Source organism: Microvirga sp. P5_D2 (assembly GCF_054049475.1).
In genome coordinates, this window is sequence record NZ_JBFUMH010000406.1 from 1 (window position 1) to 683 (window position 683).

The 683-nt window shown below is 67.6% G+C and carries 1 protein-coding gene; it reads right to left on the reverse strand.

Translation table 11 applies throughout. The features are described from left to right. Positions 1–437: 437 nt before the first annotated feature. Positions 438–683, reverse strand: a 246-nt coding sequence (locus ACXJKO_RS31980) for a transposase (RefSeq protein ID WP_457095010.1), incomplete at its 5' end; no start/stop codon positions are given.

Consider the following 683-nt stretch of genomic DNA (forward strand, 5'->3'; position numbering starts at 1 on the left):
CCGGGGTGGAGTCGCCCCGGGGTGGAGTCGCCGCCCGTGGGGCTTACGGCGGGGCCRCTGTGCGCGGCCCGGCGGGCAATGTCGCGGCCCGGCCGGGCTACCGGCCACCCGTGCCGGCGGGCGGCTGGTATCGACCATCGTCGTACTGGTGGCGTCCCGGCGCCGCCGTGGCCGCCGGCGCGGCACTCGGCTTCGTGACGGCCGCGGCCGCTACAGCCTACGTTACCTCGCCACCGCCGGCTCCCGGCTCTTGCTGGTACTACAGCAATCCGCAACGCACCCAAGGCTTCTGGGATGTCTGTCCCTAGTGAGAGCGGAGAACTGCCAGCCGACAGGCCGCGCTGCTGTGTGCGGCGGGGCATTGCTGGACGCCTCACCGCCCTCTCACCGGATTGTGTGCGTCAAGTTCTGCAAAGCGGGACGGCCGAGCAGGCTGGCTAAGCGGCTTCGCGAAGAGTGCTTTTCTTGTGCTCCTTCAGATCCTCCATGTTGAGGTAGCGGTGGGCTTCCAGCCAGTTCTCGTGCGTCTCGACCGCCAGAGCCCGCACCAGCCGGCAGCATGAAGCGGCATTGGGGAAGATCCGCACCACATACGTGCGTCTCCTGATCTCTTCGTTGAGCCGCTCGAGCATGTTGGTGCTCTTGAGATGCTTGTGGTGCTGACGCGGCAAGCGGTAGAAGGT